This window comes from Kiloniella sp. EL199, from assembly GCF_900313065.1.
In the GTDB taxonomy this organism is placed as follows: domain Bacteria; phylum Pseudomonadota; class Alphaproteobacteria; order Kiloniellales; family Kiloniellaceae; genus Kiloniella.
In genome coordinates this window covers 99,506-114,430 of record NZ_OMPU01000013.1, presented here as the reverse complement: position 1 = coordinate 114,430, position 14,925 = coordinate 99,506, and the positions used below count along the sequence as shown (strand labels likewise).

Annotated in this window: 18 protein-coding genes; 14 read left to right on the top strand and 4 right to left on the bottom strand. The window is 44.0% G+C overall.

The window, feature by feature from the left end; all coding sequences use genetic code 11:
• Nucleotides 1–123 precede the first annotated feature (123 nt).
• On the top strand, nucleotides 124–687 hold the full coding sequence (gene thpR, locus D9A03_RS15390; RefSeq protein ID WP_120498110.1) for an RNA 2',3'-cyclic phosphodiesterase: 564 nt from the start codon (nucleotides 124–126) through the stop codon (nucleotides 685–687).
• Here the strand turns inward: thpR and D9A03_RS15385 are convergent.
• Nucleotides 605–1,564 (bottom strand): DMT family transporter, encoded by a 960-nt coding sequence (locus D9A03_RS15385; RefSeq protein WP_120498109.1) that lies wholly within the window; start codon nucleotides 1,562–1,564, stop codon nucleotides 605–607. The genes thpR and D9A03_RS15385 overlap by 83 nt on opposite strands.
• Before the next feature lie 29 nt (nucleotides 1,565–1,593).
• Entirely contained in the window at nucleotides 1,594–2,076 is a 483-nt protein-coding gene (locus tag D9A03_RS15380; RefSeq protein WP_120498108.1) for a low molecular weight protein-tyrosine-phosphatase, read from the bottom strand.
• 561 nt (nucleotides 2,077–2,637) lie between these two features.
• Between D9A03_RS15380 and D9A03_RS15375 the strand changes: the two genes are divergently transcribed.
• From D9A03_RS15375 to D9A03_RS15335, 9 genes are all read left to right on the top strand, one after another.
• Nucleotides 2,638–4,239 (top strand): ABC transporter substrate-binding protein, encoded by a 1,602-nt coding sequence (locus D9A03_RS15375; RefSeq protein ID WP_120498107.1) that lies wholly within the window; start codon nucleotides 2,638–2,640, stop codon nucleotides 4,237–4,239.
• A 6-nt stretch (nucleotides 4,240–4,245) separates the two neighbouring features.
• Nucleotides 4,246–5,313 (top strand): ABC transporter permease, encoded by a 1,068-nt coding sequence (locus D9A03_RS15370; RefSeq protein WP_120498106.1) that lies wholly within the window; start codon nucleotides 4,246–4,248, stop codon nucleotides 5,311–5,313.
• A 2-nt stretch (nucleotides 5,314–5,315) separates the two neighbouring features.
• The gene (locus tag D9A03_RS15365; RefSeq protein ID WP_120498105.1) at nucleotides 5,316–6,245 is read left to right on the top strand and encodes an ABC transporter permease; all 930 of its coding nucleotides are present in this window, start codon (nucleotides 5,316–5,318) and stop codon (nucleotides 6,243–6,245) included.
• A complete protein-coding gene (locus D9A03_RS15360; protein WP_120498104.1) occupies nucleotides 6,242–7,102 on the top strand; it encodes an ABC transporter ATP-binding protein in 861 nt (286 codons plus the stop codon). Before D9A03_RS15365 ends, D9A03_RS15360 begins: the two co-directional genes overlap by 4 nt.
• The gene (locus tag D9A03_RS15355) at nucleotides 7,089–7,883 is read left to right on the top strand and encodes an ABC transporter ATP-binding protein (protein WP_216825504.1); all 795 of its coding nucleotides are present in this window, start codon (nucleotides 7,089–7,091) and stop codon (nucleotides 7,881–7,883) included. The genes D9A03_RS15360 and D9A03_RS15355 overlap by 14 nt, the downstream gene beginning before the upstream one ends.
• A 111-nt stretch (nucleotides 7,884–7,994) precedes the next feature.
• Entirely contained in the window at nucleotides 7,995–9,050 is a 1,056-nt protein-coding gene (locus tag D9A03_RS15350) for a dipeptidase (protein WP_120498103.1), read from the top strand.
• Entirely contained in the window at nucleotides 9,010–9,462 is a 453-nt protein-coding gene (locus D9A03_RS15345) for a glyoxalase (protein WP_254055066.1), read from the top strand. Before D9A03_RS15350 ends, D9A03_RS15345 begins: the two co-directional genes overlap by 41 nt.
• A 155-nt stretch (nucleotides 9,463–9,617) precedes the next feature.
• Nucleotides 9,618–10,133, top strand: coding sequence for a PAS domain-containing protein (locus tag D9A03_RS15340; RefSeq protein WP_162938186.1), 516 nt, complete (start codon nucleotides 9,618–9,620; stop codon nucleotides 10,131–10,133).
• Between the two features lie 133 nt (nucleotides 10,134–10,266).
• Nucleotides 10,267–10,851, top strand: a complete 585-nt coding sequence (locus tag D9A03_RS15335) for a uracil-DNA glycosylase family protein (protein WP_120498100.1) — start codon at nucleotides 10,267–10,269, stop codon at nucleotides 10,849–10,851.
• A 26-nt stretch (nucleotides 10,852–10,877) separates the two neighbouring features.
• On the opposite strand, the gene D9A03_RS15330 is transcribed toward D9A03_RS15335, so the two are convergent.
• Nucleotides 10,878–11,309, bottom strand: coding sequence for a metallopeptidase family protein (locus D9A03_RS15330; RefSeq protein ID WP_120498099.1), 432 nt, complete (start codon nucleotides 11,307–11,309; stop codon nucleotides 10,878–10,880).
• A gap of 185 nt (nucleotides 11,310–11,494) precedes the next feature.
• Between D9A03_RS15330 and D9A03_RS15325 the strand changes: the two genes are divergently transcribed.
• The 4 genes from D9A03_RS15325 (at nucleotide 11,495) to D9A03_RS15310 (ending at nucleotide 13,880) form a co-directional block, all read left to right on the top strand.
• On the top strand, nucleotides 11,495–11,806 hold the full coding sequence (locus D9A03_RS15325; RefSeq protein ID WP_120498098.1) for a 4a-hydroxytetrahydrobiopterin dehydratase: 312 nt from the start codon (nucleotides 11,495–11,497) through the stop codon (nucleotides 11,804–11,806).
• Nucleotides 11,807–11,865: 59 nt separating this feature from the next.
• Entirely contained in the window at nucleotides 11,866–12,240 is a 375-nt protein-coding gene (locus D9A03_RS15320) for a YkvA family protein (protein WP_120498097.1), read from the top strand.
• A gap of 109 nt (nucleotides 12,241–12,349) precedes the next feature.
• Nucleotides 12,350–13,078, top strand: a complete 729-nt coding sequence (locus tag D9A03_RS15315) for an ABC transporter substrate-binding protein (protein ID WP_254055065.1) — start codon at nucleotides 12,350–12,352, stop codon at nucleotides 13,076–13,078.
• Nucleotides 13,079–13,172: 94 nt separating this feature from the next.
• On the top strand, nucleotides 13,173–13,880 hold the full coding sequence (locus tag D9A03_RS15310; protein WP_120498095.1) for an ABC transporter substrate-binding protein: 708 nt from the start codon (nucleotides 13,173–13,175) through the stop codon (nucleotides 13,878–13,880).
• Nucleotides 13,881–13,915: 35 nt separating this feature from the next.
• Here the strand turns inward: D9A03_RS15310 and D9A03_RS15305 are convergent, their stop codons facing one another.
• Nucleotides 13,916–14,857 carry a DMT family transporter gene (locus D9A03_RS15305; RefSeq protein ID WP_120498094.1) on the bottom strand — a complete coding sequence of 314 codons (942 nt, stop codon included), beginning with the start codon at nucleotides 14,855–14,857 and terminating at the stop codon, nucleotides 13,916–13,918.
• Nucleotides 14,858–14,925 lie beyond the last annotated feature (68 nt).

Here is a 14,925-nt window from a genome sequence, read left to right as displayed (position 1 = left end):
AATTTTGAAATATAAATTTGTAAAATAAATCATGTGCTTGAGAAGTTTTTTGTTCTCCGGGGTTTTACAACAAGTTATTTTGATTGAGCATTTGGTTTTAGTATTTGTTTACAGGAGGTAACCATGCGGCTGTTTAGTGCCATTGCTCTTCCCGAAGAAGCAAGATTACGGCTTTTGGGACTTTGCCATGGATTACCCGGACAGCGTTGGGTTGCCCCTGAGAATTTTCATATTACACTACGTTTTTTTGGCGACTTGGATGGGGCGCAAGCCCGAGATCTGGATGATGCTTTTAGTCGATTGCACTTTAATCCTTTTGCTGTCCGGTTAAGCGGAGTTGGTTTTTTTGGCAAAGAAAACGGCCCGAGAATGCTATGGGCAGGGGTTGAGAAAACACCTGAAATCTCTGATCTCCGCCGCAAAGTAGAGTACGCAGCACAATCTATTGGCATTAAGCTTGAGCGAGAAAAATTTACCCCACACGTGACGCTTTGCCGTTTTAAAAGCAATCCTGGCCCTGCTTTTGGGGCTTATCTGCGGGATAATAATCTTTTTTCGCACCCCGAATTTACGGTCGAAAGTTTTGGCCTCTATTCCAGCAAGCTTACACCGTCGGGGGCGTGCTATTTTCTGGAGGCTGACTATCCAGAACCGTTTTATTCCTGGACCGAGACTCTCGATATATGATGTAGAGGCCGCTGGCGATTATAATACTTGCGCCAAGAAGGACATGTACTTCGGGGATTTCGTCCCAAAATACCCAGCCGAAAATTAATCCCCATATCAACATGGTATAATCAAAAGGTGCGATTACAGCTGCCGGGGCATAGCGATAGGCTTGCCCGGTTAAAAAGTGTGCTGTTGTTGCCACGGCTGCCATACCCATAAGCATAAGCAGGTCTGTATTACTGGGCAGGGTCCAGGTAAAAGCATCCCAAGGTAGCGCAAGCGATGTTGCTGCCAGGCAAACGGTTGTAACAGTTCCCCAGAATGTCATGCCCGAGGAACTGCAATGATGGCGGAGCTGTCGGGTCATGATCATTAGCAAGGCGTACACAAAAGCAGCAATAACAGGTAATATTGCCGCGGGCTGAAAAGTATCTGTTCCGGGTTGCAAAATCACGAGAACACCGCCAAATCCGGTGAAAACAACGGCCCAGCGGTGAAAACCAACTCTTTCTTTTAGGAAAATCACCGAAAGCACTGTTGTGAACAGGGGGGCAACAAAGGCGATGGCAAAGGCCTCTGCCAAGGGCATGAAGGGGAGGGCTGCATAAAATGATCCGGCAGCAAGAATGATCAAAGATGATCGTGCCAATAAAAGGAGCGGACGATCTGATTTAAGAGCGGAAAGTCCGCCTGTTTTGGCGATGAGGGTAATGGCAAGGGGCAGGCTAAACAGATTTCGGACCAGTATGATACTGATGATGCTATAGGATGCTGTTAGCCATTTGGCGATCCCATCCATAACAGATGTGCAAAAGACCATCAGAATCGCCAGAACTATTCCAAGGATAATGCGATCTTCGTGCGTATTTTGTGATGTTCCTGCTGATGCGCTCATTTTGCCAGTGTACTCAACTTGTGCCTGTTTTAATGGTTTTTGATTTGCGTTTTCAAGTGATCTATAAGGTGGGAAACACCTGTCTCGATAACATCAAGCATGTCTTCGTAATCCTGTGGCCCGCCATAATAAGGATCTTGAACCTCTTTATTCTCAAGAGGGCTGTAATCCAGAAACATCCTTATTTTGTTCTGGTGCTCCAAGGGGCATTTTCCCTCAATAATGTTGCGATGGCCAAGATCCATTGCGAGAATCATGTCGAAGGTTTCAAAGTCTGTTGGTGAAAGTTGGCGCGCTCTGAGATCAGAATAGTCATAACCTCTTTTTGCTGCGAGCTTCAGTCCCGTTGCAGTTGGTGGCTCGCCAATATGGTAGCTGTGTGTACCAACGGAATCTGTTGTTATATAAACATCCAGCCCGGCTTCCCGAAGCTTGTGCCGCAAGATGCGATCGGCAGCAGGAGAGCGACAAATGTTACCGGTACAGACAAAGAGAACCTTGTACTTTTCCATTTCTGAAATGTTCCTGTTCAGGGCTTTGCCCCATAATTTATTATTTAATTTGGGCTTGTAGAAGGCGTGGATCTTGTGATGAGTTTTGATCATATTTTTTCACACTAGATCGTAAGTATGATCAACTGTCTAGATATGATTGTATACAATTTTCAGGTGAAGCAAAAAAATAATAGCAATTATTTGGTTCAACCAATTTTTCAGATATAAGCATTAAAGTTTCATTGCAAACAATTTCTCGCAAAACACTTCATGCGCGTAATTTTGAAAAGATTCTAAACTTTCTGATTCTCGTGAATATTTAGCAATAATTTGCGGGTGCATATTGAACAGTATAGGTCGTATTTAAAGAAAATATTAATTTTGTTTCTCAATTTTTAGTTGAGCTATAAATGTTGATTTTAAGCGATTTTCTATAGTTTTCATCTGGTTAATTTATTTTCGTAGCGTTGACAAAAGTTTCGATTAGGGCAACGCTATTGGCAGCGACGCATAAAAATGAACTGAGAATCACAAATCAGGTTTTCCAAAAAGCGGCGCATCTAATACAGGGAGTCCAAAGTGAAGATAAAGAATTTACTGAAAGGTCTGGCCTTTGCCACGGCTGTTTCTGTTTCTGCATTATCGGCGACTGCTACTTATGCCGGAACACCAGATAATGTCCTTGTCGTTGCAGATAGAATTGACGATATGACATCTCTTGATCCACACGATTTGTTTGAGTTTTCAGGCACGGATTATGTTAATAACGTTTATGATAAGCTTGTAAGTTTTGACCCGAAGGATCTGTCAAAAGGCTATCAACCCGGGTTGGCTGAGAGCTGGACGGTCAGTGATGATGGCAAAACCTTTACATTTAAGATTGCCAAGGGACGCAAGTTCCATTCAGGGAACGATATTACAGCACACGATGCGGAATATTCCCTACGCCGCGTAGTTATGTTGCAGAAGACGCCATCTTTTATTTTGACTCAATTTGGATTTAAAGCTGAGAATGTTGAAACAGCAATCAAAGCGATCGATGACTATACACTGGTTGTGACAACGGATGAAAAGTATGCACCGTCTTTCGTACTGAACTGTTTTGCGGCGGCTGTTTCATCTATCGTTGATTCGAAATTGGTCCAGTCCCATGAAGTTGATGGTGATTGGGGCAATAAGTGGCTACAGACAAATTCTGCAGGATCTGGTCCCTTCTCATTGGTTAAATGGAAGCCAAATGAATCCTATCGTTTGAAAGTGAACGCTGATTATTGGCGTGCAAAGCCTGGGATGAAGAGTGTTATCGTTCGCCATATTGGGGAGCCAGCTACTCAACGCCTTCTTCTTGAAAAAGGCGATATTGATGTTGCTCGAAACCTGACACCGACTGATATAGATGGTATTTCTAGTAATTCTGATCTTGCTGTAGATAATGATTTACGTGGCCGTATCATGTATTTTGCTATGAGCCAGAAAGATCCTATTCTTTCCAAGCCTAAGGTGCGTTTGGCTCTACGTTATCTTGTTGATTATGATGGGATGGTTAATTCATTTCTGAAAGGGCAATGGGTTGTTCATCAGGCGTTCCTACCATTAACTTATATGGGTGAGTTGAAAGACAAGCCATTTAGCTTGAATGTTGAGAAGGCGAAAAAGCTTTTAGCTGAGGCAGGCCACGCCGATGGCTTTGATGTTGAAATCATTGTGCGAAATGTTCAAGAGCGTATTCAAATTGCACAATCACTGCAGAACACTTTTAAACAGGCAGGTATAAATGTCAGCCTGACTCAGGGAACCGGTAAGCAAATTTTGGGGCAATATCGTGCACGTGATTTTCAAATCTATGTAGGTACTTGGGGACCGGATTATCCTGATCCACATACAAATGCAGATACCTTTGCATCAAATCCCGATAACAATGGCACGCACGCTGGTAAGTTAGCATGGCGTGCGTCTTGGGACATTCCTGAGTTGAGTGCAATTACAAAAGCGGCTTCTCAAGAAACGGATAAAGAAAAACGTGCTCAAATGTACGTTGATATGCAAAAAGAGCATCAGATGAACTCTCCGTTCGTAGAGATGTTCCAAAAGAACGATCAAACGGCACGTCAGGCTAATGTTCAGGGCTTCTACACAGGATCAGCTGTGACAGGAGTTTATTACTGGACTGTTACAAAGTAGTATCTCATGAGTAATGCTGTTGATACAGCGACGTCGAAGCGGCGCGGATCTTCCGTGCCGTTTCTAAAACGTCTCAAGAGTTTGGTCACAGTACTTTTAACTGTGCTGCTCACCTTAGTTGGCCTTTTGTTTGTTACTTTTATTATCGGCCGTGTCATGCCTGTCGATCCTGTCCTGGCAATTGTTGGCGAGCGAGCATCGCAAGATATTTATGATGCGGCATACAAATCTTTGGGGCTGGACAAGCCGCTTATGGTTCAGTTCGGCATTTTCCTAAAACAGATTGCCCAAGGTGATTTTGGTATTTCCAATCTTACCGCGCGACCTGTGTCCGAAGATATTCTGCGTGTCTTTCCGGCGACCTTGGAATTGGCAACAGTCGGCACTATCTTTGGTGTGCTCTTTGGCGTCCCCATGGGCGTTATGGCGGCTGTAAACGAAGGAAAGTGGCAGGATCAGGTTGTACGTTTTGTCGGCCTTTTTGGCTATTCCATGCCCATTTTCTGGATTGGTCTTGTCGGGTTGATCATTTTCTACGGTTTGCTGGATTGGGTTGGCGGACCGGGACGCCTTGATGTTTATTATGAAGATGTCATTCCCGTCGTGACTGGATTGATTTTGGTTGATAGCCTCATTGAGGGGGATCTTGATATTTTCTGGAATGCCTTCTCGCACATTATCTTGCCAGCTTCTATTCTGGGTTATTACTCACTGGCTTATATCAGTCGAATGACCAGATCCTTTATGCTTGAACAGCTTTCACAGGAATATATTACGACAGCCCGGGTTAAAGGCCTTTCGGAGCGTGCGGTTATCTGGCGACATGCTTTGGGTAATGTGATGATCCCTCTGATAACTGTAATTGCGCTTTCCTATGCAAACCTTCTTGAAGGATCTGTTTTAACAGAGATTATTTTTGCCTGGCCGGGACTTGGTTCCTATCTCACAACGGCTCTATTGTCAGCAGATATGAATGCGGTGATCGGAGGGACCGTTGTTGTTGGGTTGATTTTCGTGGGTCTTAATCTTTTGTCAGATTTCTTGTACAAAGTTGTTGATCCGAGGGCGCGTTAGGTATGAGCATTGATACACTATCTGATGATCAGGGGATAAAAGGCTGGCTTACCAGTGAGTCTCCTGAATCACGTTTCCATGCCCAAATGGTACAGCTTTATGCAGGGTGGCAGTCTCTTGTTGCCAACCGTCTTGCTTTTCTTGGGTTCATGATCATTGTTTTGCTGGTTCTGGTGGCTATTTTTGCTCCTCTGCTTGCGACACATGATCCTTCGCTTCAGGATTTGAAAGCAACATTGCTTCCCCCGTTCACAGACGGCCATATCCTGGGGACGGATGATTCAGGACGAGATATCTGGAGCCGAATTATATACGGATCACGGATTACGCTGTTTATCGTGGCGCTGGTCGCTTTTACCGCTCCTGTTTTCGGGCTTCTGGTCGGGACAGTTTCTGGCTATCTCGGTGGCTGGGTTGATACGGTTCTGATGCGCATTACAGATATTTTTCTGGCGTTTCCGAGGCTTGTTTTGGCCCTTGCTTTTGTATCAGCTTTAGGCGCAGGCATTGAAAATGCCATTCTGGCGATTTCATTAACCGCCTGGCCACCCTATGCCCGTATTGCCCGGGCAGAAACACTGACAATTCGCAACAGTGACTATATAGCGGCCATTCAGCTTCAAGGGGCTGGCCGACTGCGGATCATTCTGGGGCACATATGGCCCATGTGTATGTCTTCGCTTATCGTACGCGTGACGTTGGATATGGCGGGTATTATTTTGACGGCTGCGGGTCTTGGCTTTCTTGGTCTCGGGGCGCAACCACCGAGTCCGGAATGGGGGGCAATGATTTCATCCGGGCGTCAGTTTATTCATGATCACTGGTGGATTGCGACCATGCCGGGGCTGGCTATTTTTATTGTTTCTCTTGGCTTTAACCTGCTTGGTGATGGGCTGCGTGATATCCTCGATCCAAAGAAGGCACAGTCATGAATAAACCACTTTTGGAAGTCGAAGATCTCTGGGTTCGCTTTGCCTCCAAGAAGCGTGTCGTTGAGGCTGTGCGTGGGATATCTTTCTCTGTGGGGCGCGAACGCGTTGGCATAGTGGGTGAATCAGGATCTGGGAAATCCATGACAGGACGATCAATCTTGCGCTTGGTTCGCCATCCCGGGCAGGTTGACGCAAAGAAAATTCACTTTGACGGCCAGGATTTACAGGCATTAAGTGAAAAGGAAATGCGAGATGTCAGGGGGCACAAGATTTCTCTGGTAATGCAGGATCCTAAATTTTCGCTTAATCCTGTGATGAAAGTCGGCGATCAGATTTCCGAGGCTTATCGCGTTCATACAAATGCATCGAAGGCAGAAGCCAGAAGCAGATCTATCGAAATGCTGAATGCGGTGCAGATTCGAAACCCTGAACGGGTCTATGACAGCTACCCTCACGAGGTTTCCGGCGGTATGGGACAGCGTATTATGATTGCCATGATGCTGATTCCCGAACCGGACTTGTTAATTGCGGATGAACCGACATCAGCATTGGACGTAACGGTTCAGCGTCGTGTTTTGCAGATTATGGATAAGTTGGTGCAAGAACGCGGTATGGGATTGATTTTTATCAGTCATGATTTGAACCTTGTCGCGTCCTTTTGTGATCGTGTCATCATTATGTATGGCGGCCGCATTGTTGAAACCTGTCGGGCCGATGAGCTTCAGAACGCGAAGCACCCATACACACGGGGTTTGTTGAATGCCTTGCCGGATATTCACCAGCCCAAAGATCAGTTATCGGTTCTTGAACGAGACCCGAAATGGATAGAGGATCCCAGTGTTGATGCCTTCCTCTGAAAATACGATGCCAAAAGATATGCCCATTGCACTGAATATTCAAAATTTGAATGTTTATTTTGGCGAGGGGCATGAAAAGTTTCGCGCCGTTAAAGATGTTTCCATTTCCGTCGCAGCGGGTGGATCTTATGGTCTTGTTGGTGAATCCGGATCTGGAAAATCGACAGTCCTTCGCGCTGTGAGTGGCTTGGTAACCAATTGGGATGGAACAATTGCCGTTAATGGTGAAACGATTAGCAAAAAGCGCGAAATGTCTTATTGTCGGACAATTCAGATGGTCTTTCAGGATCCTTATGCGTCTTTGCATCCCAGACATAGTATTGATCGAACGCTATCTGAACCTTTAAGGCTTCACAAGTTTGATAATATTGATGATCGCGTGAATCAGGCTCTGGTGGATGTCGGACTGGGCACGTCTTTTCGTTTTCGTTACCCCCATCAATTATCTGGCGGACAGCGTCAACGTGTTGCAATCGCCCGTGCCTTGATGCTGGAACCGGAAATATTACTCTTGGATGAACCGACATCTGCGCTTGATGTTTCGGTTCAAGCTGAAATTCTCAACCTGCTTTCAGACATTCGAAAAAAGCGACAATTGACCTATATTCTCGTGACACATGATCTCGCGGTTGTAGCGCATATGTGTGATGAAATTGCGGTTATGAGTCATGGTGAAATTGTCGAGGTCATGGATGTGCAGACAATGCGGGATTCCAAGCCTCAGCATGAATATACCCGTGAACTTCTCGAAGCGAGTGAGGGATATCAAGCGGAAGCTTAAGTTTGCCGAAGATGGGTTGTCGATGTGAGTTTTCGGAAGTGATTTTTTATGTGTTGGATTCTTAGGCCAGAGCTTTAACAGCAGATATTCTATATGTAGCAGGAAAGTTTAATGTCAGATTCAATCATCCCCGTATTTGATGGGCATAACGATACGCTGCTTCGGCATGTTATGAACGCAGGAACGGCAAGGGAAGTGTCATTTTTTACGGATAATAAAAAGGGACATATTGATCTGCCAAAAGCACGGAAAGGTGGTTTGCAAGGCGGTCTTTTTGCCATGTTCGTACCTTCAAAATACGATGATAGGTCCGGTGTTCCTTTTGATCCGGAAGACCCTGCCAACTTTGCACCGATAGATCAGCCCGGTGCCCTCAACTTTACCAACCGCATGTTCGCAATGGCCCGCCGTTGGGAGAGAGAAAGCGAGGGTGAGATTGTCATAGCGAAAACCATTGCAGAAGCAAGATCGGCGATGTCCCAAGGCAAGCTGGCAATGGTTATGCATATCGAAGGGGCAGAAGCTATTGATAAAGATTTCTGCGCTTTGGAGGTGCTTTATGCAGCTGGATTACGGTCGATTGGCCCTGTCTGGAGCCGAAAAAACATCTTTGCTGATGGAGTTCCTATGGCCTTTCCGGGTTCCCCTGATACTGGGGCTGGTTTAACGGGTGTTGGGCGCGAATTGGTGATGAACTGTAACCGTATGGGGATTATGATTGATCTCTCGCATATTACAGAAAAAGGGTTTTGGGATGTTGCAAAGCTGTCGACCAAACCTTTGGTTGCTTCACACTCCAATGCCCATGCCTTGAGCCCATCGACACGTAATCTGACAGATAAACAGCTGGATGTGATTAGGGAAAGTAAAGGGCTTGTCGGCATCAATTATCATGTTGCTTTTCTTCGCGATGATGGAGCCCATGATGTGAATACACCAATGGATGTGTTGGTCCGACATGCTGCCTATCTTGTCGAGAAATTAGGCGAAGATGGCGTGGCGCTTGGATCCGATTTTGACGGTTGTCTGGTGCCGGATGTTATCAAGGATGCAACTGGATTGCCAAAATTGCTTGAAGCTCTTCGTCAATCTGGCTTTGGTGATCAGTTGGTCAATAAGATTGCCCATGAAAACTGGTTATCTGTACTTGGGCGAACAGGTATTTAACAGTTCTAGATTTATTGGATTCCATGATTTGAGGGGAAGTATTTTGAACTGGTTAAGCCTAGATCATGTGCAGTTAGCTATTCCTGTTGGGAGTGAAGATTTGTGTCGAACTTTTTATGGCACAATCCTTGGCTGGCGAGAAGTACCTAAACCGGAGAGTTTAGCCGGGCGAGGTGGAGTATGGTTTTGCACAGAGTCTTTTCGTATTCACCTCGGTGTGGAAAAGGATTTTCGCCCGGCAAAAAAAGCACATCCTGCTTTCCTTTTAAAGAATCTGGATATTTTGGCGGAAAAAATGGCCGCTTATGATGTGATAATTGAGTGGGATAATAATCTGGAAGGTTATAAACGGTTTTATGCGGATGATGTCGTCGGTAACCGTTTAGAATTTATGCAGAAGGAAAATGGCTAAATTCACTTTCGTTTCGAATGTATAACGAAAGTGAATTTCTGTTATGTTTCATATAATTGCTCTTGAATTCTTTTATTAATTTGTACATGATTTTGTAATCAGAAGTTTTGGTTCTCAAAGCTGTCTTGCTCCAAATCAACATAATCGGGATAAATTTGGCCCGACTAAAAAAGGTATTGGAAGAGTTGGTATCTCCGCCTTTGCATCGTGTATCTGCTGATATCAGCAAGCTAAAGCCTCCTCTTAGGATCTTTCTGCAATATTGGGAAGATAAAAGGAGGGGAGTAAATGTTTCAGCAAAACTACCCAGTAAAGACGATATAGACCCTGTTGATCTCAGGGCATTGTTGAATAAAGTCATGCTATTTGAGGTTTTGGATGGGGGAAAAGATTTCAAAATTCGAATTTGCGGGCAGGAAGTTCGGGAAATTTTGACTGTTCCGGTTAAGGGAGAACTTTTGAGTGATTTAGAAAAACAAGGCGTTGTTGTGGCGGATATGGAAGCATTCCGGTTTATCATTGCGAGCCGAAAACCTCTGTGTGAGGTTGATCGTTCTATGGCAGCCGTGGGACGACCTCATGTAAATTTTCAGTCTGTTGTGGTTCCTCTCGCAACGGATGGTACTTCTGTTGATTTTTTGATGGGGGCCTATGTGTACGGCGAAAACTGATTTCAAAGTTGCTTTATTTGTATAACGAAATAATGACACACAATAAATCACACTGAGTTGATAGCTGTTGTCTTCCTTTTGTGCATAATAAACGCATGTTGGAAGTCCTTCTATGATTTAAGAGACAACTTTGATGAATGATGGCTTGGAAAGCTTGTTAACAGAAGTGCAGGAGTGTCGGCATTGCGACAAGCACCTTCCTTTGGGGCCTCGACCTGTCGTTCAAATTTCTCCAAATGCTAGAATTCTTATTATTGGGCAGGCACCAGGAACAAAAGTGCATGAAACCGGCATTCCCTGGAATGATCCCTCTGGTGATCGGTTGCGAGAGTGGATGGGGATAGGGAAAGACGTGTTCTATAACCCAGAAAAAATTGCGATTATGCCAATGGGATTTTGTTATCCGGGAAGGCTTGATAAAGGTGGCGATGCACCTCCACGCCAGGAATGTGCCCCTTTGTGGCATGATAAATTACTCGGTGTATTGCCAAACTTGAAGGTGACTCTGTTGGTGGGGCAATACGCGCAAAAATATTATTTAGGCAAGAACAAGAAAAAAACGCTGACAGAGACAGTTAAAGCTTGGGGAGGATATCAACCAGATTACTTTGTAACGCCGCATCCGAGTTGGCGTTCAGCGATGTGGTTGAAGAAAAATCCCTGGTTTGAGGATGATGTCTTGCCTGTGCTTCGCAATCGCGTACTGGAACTTCTTTGAAAATTTCTGTTGGTGAAGGGGTTTTTTTAAGAAAGGCTTACCGTTCTGCTTTCCATTTTGTCCATGTCGTCTTCTGACATACCAAAATAGTGTCCGATTTCATGGATCAGGACATGGCGGACAACTTGGCTAAGGTCTTCGCCGTTCTCACACCAAAAATCAAGTATAGGACGACGGAAGAGAAAAACAGTATCTTTTTCTTCGTTCAGTTCTCGGCTTTGCTGTGTCATGGATCGGCGATCAACACCTTGATAGAGACCTAAAATCTCGAAAGGAGTTTCGCAATCCATTGCTTCCATCATGTATTCTGATGGGAAGTCCTGAACTTTTATCTTTAGTTGACTGGCGACATCTCTGAGTTCATCAGGCATATGCGCATAGGCTTCACGCGCCAGAGATTCTATATCACTGATCTCTGGGGGAGTCGTAAAACGTTCTATATTATGAAGCTGGCCCATTTTCTCTATCCAGTTAACCGAGGACGGCAATAGGCATAGATTCAAAGACGCTGTCAATCTTAAAGTCTTGTCTGTGGATCATGGGAAAAACCAAGATCCTTTTTGCACAATCACCGTTCATCTATAAATTCATTCTATGCTATTGTTAAAAAAAGAACAAATTTCAGTAAAGCAGGATATTCATTATGTCGGGACGTAAAATTCCTACAAAGCTGTCTGATAATGAGCGTGCGGACCTTCTTCCAGAGCTGGAAGGATGGACTCTGGAAAGTGATCGGGATGCTATTCGCAAGGTTTTTACCTTTAAAACCTTTAACCAGGCTTGGGGATTTATGAACCGCGTTGCTCTGGTCGCTGAAAAGATGGGACATCACCCGGAATGGTTCAATGTCTATAACAAGGTGGATATTGTTCTGACCACGCATGATTGCGACGGGCTGTCCGTTCTGGATGCGGAGCTTGCCAGGAAAATGAACCTTTTTGCTTCTAAAGTTTAAATATTCGATGGAGGTTACAAGGGCTTGTAATTGGCTCTTTGCTCTCTCATCTTTGGAACATGAGATTTATTCAACTTCGCAAACCGAACCCGGAAAACTCTGAACCAACTCTGCTAGCCGCGGATGAGAAGATTGTTAAAAAAGGGTTTTTGAGGAAGTTAAAAAAAGTTGCTTTAAAAATCACTTTCTCAGAAAGGCTTATGGCTGCGTATTTTTGCGCGACTGATCGTAAGACTCCGTTAAAGGTTAAGGCAATTTTGATGGCGGCTTTGGCTTATTTTGTCGTGCCTGTCGACTTAGTCCCGGATTTTATCATCGCTTTTGGCTTTGCAGATGATATCTCGGTTCTTATCGCCGCAATAAATGCAGTGAAAAAACATATAACCGAAGAACATATAGAAAAAGCGCAAGTTTGGCTTGATGCGAATGATTAAGGTCTTCCGTGTGATAATTTTACGTTATTTTTTTGTGTAATCTTAGGTGTTTTCTAATCCTTTTAGCATACAATAGTATTACAAACTGAGAATACTAGGGGAAAAAGGTGTGATTAAAAGGCTTTTATTATGTTGGTTCTTTCCCTTTCTTGCTATTGGAAACGTGAGTGCGACAGAACTTTATACGGAAGACTTTCCCCCGTATAATTATCTGGAAAATAATGAATTAAAAGGGATCGGACCAAAGATTGTCAGAGAATTGGCGCGAGAAGTCGGTGAAGAGCCCAAGATAACCGTTCTTCCTTGGGCCAGAGCTTATAAATATGCGCAGGAAATGCCGGATGTCGGCATTTTTTCAATCGTCAGAACGCCAAAGAGAGAAGATGTTTTTCAGTGGGTCGGACCACTCTATACGGTGCGTGTAGGCCTCTATGCAGCCAAGGAAAACAAACATCTTTATCAGGGTACAAATGAAGAAAATCTGGAGCAGGCGCGCAAAGTTGGTGATATTGCTGTTCAACTGGGTGGTGCTGGCGAAGAATTATTGACAACCCTGAGATTCCAGAATTTGAACAAGATAGTGAACATCAATAAATCGTTGTTCCTGTTACTAAAGGGGCGGTATGATTTGTTGGAAACATCTGATGTTTTTATGGCCTATATGGCCAAGGAAGATGGTGTTTCTGAAGAGACAGTGAGTGAAGCTGCTTTTATTGGTAATTATGAGATGTATCTGGCTTTTTCCAAAAGCACACCAATTGAGACTGTGCAGAAATGGCGAGAAGCACTGAGTAGAATGCGGAAGATACAATCTACTGAAGACATACAGATTAATTGATAAAATTCCATGCTATAAGAAACTATATGGTTAATTTTTATGGTATTTGTTGTAGTATGTTTCTGTTAATGAGAAATCTCATCGGAAATAGATCATGCTTAAAAAATTATTTTTCTGTATATTTTTTTTCCATCTTTCGAATGTAAATGCATGGGCTGTTGAACTTTATACCGAAGATTTCCCACCATATAATTATATGGAAAATGGAGAGCTCAAAGGTATCGGTTTTGATGTTATTGAGCAGTTGTCCCAGAAAATTGGTGAGAAGCCATCAATAAAAGTACTACCGTGGTCACGCGCCTATAAATATGCAAAAGAAATACCTGGGGCCGCTATTTTTTCTATAGTACGGACATCTGGAAGAGAAAAATCATTTCATTGGGTCGGACCTCTTTTTAGTGTTCGTGTCAGCCTTTTTGCTTTGGCAGGCAAAAGGGATCTATATCGGGGAAATAACGCTGAAAGACTCGATATAGCAAGAAAAGTTGCGGGTATAGGGGTTCAACAGGATGGCGCTGGTGAAGAGTTTTTAAAGAACTTGAAATTTCAAAATCTGGATGCCATTACAAATGTCAAACAATCGTTATATTTGCTATTGAAAGACAGGTACGATTTATTAGAAACATCTGAAGAATTCATATCTTACGCGGCAGAAAAAGAAGGTATTTTGGTAGATAAATTCAGTAGAGTCGCTTTTATTGGTAATTATGATATGTATCTTGCTTTTTCAAAGAAAACATCTCAAGAAACCATTCAAAAATGGCAAAATGCTTTGGAACAAATTCAACAGACGAGACGGTAAGAAAATTAAACTGATTATCGAGTTTTTATCTTTTCCTACAATATCCCCTGTGGTGCGTTGCTTGCGGGTTTGGCGGTATTGCGACTTGAAAGCTGTGCCTCGGCCTTTTTACGAATACTTGCTTCTCTCTGTGCGATATAAATCGCCGAGGTTGCGATAATACCGCCCCCGACCCAGGTCCAGATATCCGGAATTTCACCAAAGGCCAGAAAAGCCATAAGAGCCATAAAGGGCAGGCGGGCATAGTCAAAGGGCATAACCGCTGATGCATCGGCGATGGAAAGCGCCTTGGTAATAAGCAGGTTGCTTAGCGCACCGAGGACGCCCAAGCCAATAACGGCATACCAGATATTGGCACTTGGCCATTCCCAGACAAAAACTGCAGGCACGAGTGACAGCAAGGTCATAAAAACGGTTGTGTAAAAAACGGTGACACTGGAAGATTCTGTTTTGGTCAGGGTTTTTACAAGCATAACAGAGCCAGCCATTAATAATGCAGCTAAAACCGGTAAAAATAATAAGAGGCTGAAGTCGCCAAAGCCGGGCCGCACAATGACAAGTACACCAATAAAACCCATAATTGTTGCGCCCCAACGACGAAGTTTCACATCTTCTTTAAGGATAAGGGCTGCACCAATTGTTGCGAAAAGGGGGACGGTAAAATTCAAAGCTACAGCTTGCGCCATAGGAAGCCAGCTTACAGAGGCAAACCAGGCAAACATTGCTAAAATACCCACAACAGAGCGTGAAAAGTGTAATTTAAGGCGCGTGGTTTTGAGTTCTTTAAAGCCAATTTTATGCATCCAAGGAAGCATAAAAATAAAGGCAAAGAAGTTGCGAAAAAAAGTAACTTCGAACAGAGGCAATTCTTCTGCAGCAATGCGGACGAGCAGGTTCATAACCGAGAAGCCGAAAGTTGCAAGGATGACTAAAAGAGCTCCTTGCAGAGGAGCCGGTATGTTTTTGAAACGGGACATAAATTCAGATGCCTTAGCGGCTGGAGGGGAGTTAAAGCCTACTGCACCCGAAAGAGCTTGTCATGTTT